1 protein-coding gene is annotated in these 3139 nt (G+C 32.3%); it reads left to right on the top strand.

The annotated features are described in order from the left end of the window. Positions 1-337: 337 nt before the first annotated feature. A complete protein-coding gene (locus KC460_05165) occupies positions 338-3058 on the top strand; it encodes an SMC family ATPase (GenBank protein MCA9770731.1) in 2721 nt (906 codons plus the stop codon). Positions 3059-3139: the final 81 nt, after the last annotated feature.

Genomic DNA, 3139 nt, shown 5'->3' with positions numbered 1-3139 from the left:
ACTATATAGCAGCAATCCAAATTGCCGCTATATTCTATACTTTGAGGCATTTATGAATTTTGGGATAGATTCTAAACTACATGATTACATGATAGCACTTATTGTACAGATATAGCACAAAACTAACAATTGAATCGTTCTATACAAAATAGTAAAAAAAGGAAATAGTATAAAAAACCTATCTCGAAAAAACTCTTCATATTACTTTTGGTGACAACAAATTTGACATTTTTTTGTCCGCTATGATCAAAACTAGGACATCACCATATTACTATAATTAGTAATAATCTGGTAGTTATGATATGGTAAGATCCAACAATATGATTATAAGGTATATATGATACCAATAAAGCTACAATTAAAAAACTTTTTAAGCTATGGACCGACACTACAAACTATCGATTTTGGGCAATATCCACTTATCTGCCTATCAGGTAAAAATGGACATGGTAAATCAGCCTTACTGGATGCAATTACCTGGGCAATCTGGGGACAAGCTAGAAAAACAAATAGCACTTCAAAAGCAGATGAGGGATTGCTCCGTTTAGGGCAAACACAAATGCAGGTAATATTGGAATTTGAGTGCAATAATCAGCATTATCGAATTCGACGAGAATTTGCACTCAGCTACGGTAAATCATATGCCGCACTTGATTTTGGAATCTTTAATCAAGATAAAAAAAGTTTTATCCCATTAACAGATAAAACAATCAAAAAAACACAAAAAAAAATAGAGGACACAATTCATTTAGGTTTTGAATCATTTACCAACTCTGCCTTTTTACGACAAGGGCAAGCCAATGAATTTTCTCAAAAAATGCCTAAAGATCGTAAAGAAATTTTAGCCACCATTTTGGGGCTTAATGAGTACGAACAAATAAAAAAATTGGCTAATGAAAAAATGCGCTACTGCACTAATGAACGAAAAGGATATTTGGCTATCCAAGAAAAGCGTACACAAGAATTAAAGTATAAAGAAGAATTAGAAAAAGAACTCGTCGCAACCTCTAAACAAATTGATGAATTAAAAAAAAAAGAAGCTCAAATCATCATACAAATAAAGCTAAAACAGAAAGAAAGAGAGCTGCTACTCGAGGTTAAAAAAAATTATGAAATTGTGCAGGTACGACTTAAGCAATTAAAAGAAAAAATAAATGAACAACAAGAACTATTACACACACACGTCGATGCATGGCGCTCGGTTCACCAACAACAACTTGAGCAAACGAATATGCAGCACGTAACGGAGAAAAAAGAAGATTTGACACAAAAAATCAATCAATATAACGAGCTACTACAAGAACATTTGCAACTCAAAGAGCACATACTTAAAAAAAAAGAAGATATTCAAAAAGTAACTCAAGAAATTACACACAAGTACACACAAGAAATACAAAAAAAACAAATACATTTGGAACGTTTGACTATCGAAAGACAAAATAATCATAAGAAAATAGATGAATTAGAAAAAAATATACAAGAACAAGAAATAGAAATAAACGCGTGTGTAGCAACAATTCAAATGTTGAAAAAAACCACAACACAACAGCCACATAATGACAAAAAACAAGAAAGTGAACTCAAGCAGTTTGAGCGGCGCAAAGAATATTATCAACGCTACATCGCACAAGGCAATTGGACAAAGCAGGAGCTTAATGCACTCCAACAAAAAAAAGCACTTGTTCATGATGCAGATTCACCAAGTTGCCCTTTGTGTGAGCAAAATCTTTCTGCAGCACGACGACGATTTTTAAAGCAAAAATTTGCAAGCCAGCAGGAATTCTTAGAACATCGCTTTGATCGATTACGCACTATTATAACAAACTTAAAAGCGACTTTGATAACACAACATAAATCACTTGAGATTATCAAGCAAGAAGCTGAGAAGAAAAAAACACAACATGCACACTATCAAGAACTAGAAAAAACACACAAAAAATTGTGTGAATCATTAGAAAAGACTCAATCACAAATTACTTTACATGAAAAAGGCATACATGAAGCCAATAAACAGATTGAAAATCAGCGAAAAATTATAAACGAGCTTGAACAAAACAAAACAAAAAATATAGAAAATAATCTAATGCACAAAAAAATTCGTGATGAATTAGAAACAATCAATAAAAATCTTGTAAACAATAGCTACAATAGGCAAGAACACAGAAAAACTCAGATTGAATTAGAGAAAATAGAAAAACTGCACAAACAGCATATTAAATTTTTACAAGAGCTGAGCAAGCAAGCTGAACGAAGACAACAGATCAGTTCACTGTGTATACAACTAAAAAAGAATAAAAAAGAAAAAAAAGTACTTGATAAAGAACAAGAAAAATACAAAAAAAAATTTGAAAAAGAGGACATCTTAAAAAAAGAAGAAGCAATATTAACAGAAAAACAACAACTACTTGTACGAGAAAAAGAAAAAGTATTGCAACAGAAAGGACGAATTGAGAATCAAAAAGAAAAACTTGCACAAGTAGAAAAAGAATTTAAAAACGAAGAAAAAATTCTTGAAAATCTACAACAAACTATTGATGATTATCATGCAATTGCTACCGCAACTGGAAAAGATGGTATTCAAGCATTATTAATCGAAGATGCAATTCCAGAAATTGAGCAAGAAGCAAACTATTTGCTTGCAAAACTTACAGATAATCAATCACAAATTATTATTGAATCGCTCCGTGACTTGAAAAAGGGTGGCACACGCGAAACACTTGATATAAAAGTATCTGATAGCATGGGAATTCGGCCATATGAAATGTTTTCTGGCGGTGAAGCATTCAGAATTGATTTTGCCTTACGTATCGCTATCTCAAAATTACTCGCACGTCGTGCAGGCACGTTACTACAAACACTCATTATTGATGAAGGTTTTGGCTCACAAGATGAAGAAGGTCTTTATCATATTATGGACGCAATTTACAAAATCCAAGATGACTTCTGTAAAGTTATAATCGTTTCGCATTTGACTAGCATAAAGGATATGTTTCCCGTTCACTTTTTTATACAAAAAGGCGCAGATGGCAGTGTTGTTAAAGTTATTGAACAAGGATAGTCTATAAGAATCTATCCCAAAATTCATAAATGCCTCAAAGTATAGAATATAGCGGCAATTTGGATTGCTGCTATATAGTTT

It is taken from the genome of Candidatus Dependentiae bacterium (assembly GCA_020431705.1).
Taxonomy (GTDB): domain Bacteria; phylum Babelota; class Babeliae; order Babelales; family Vermiphilaceae; genus JAGQHQ01.
The sequence above is the reverse complement of the archived record's forward strand: the minus strand, read 5'-3'. Positions and strand labels throughout refer to the sequence as shown.

Coding starts and splice junctions, on each gene's coding strand:
- KC460_05165 (MCA9770731.1), top strand. CDS start 338: ATGATACCAATAAAGCTACAATTAAAAAACTTTTTAAGCTATGGACCG.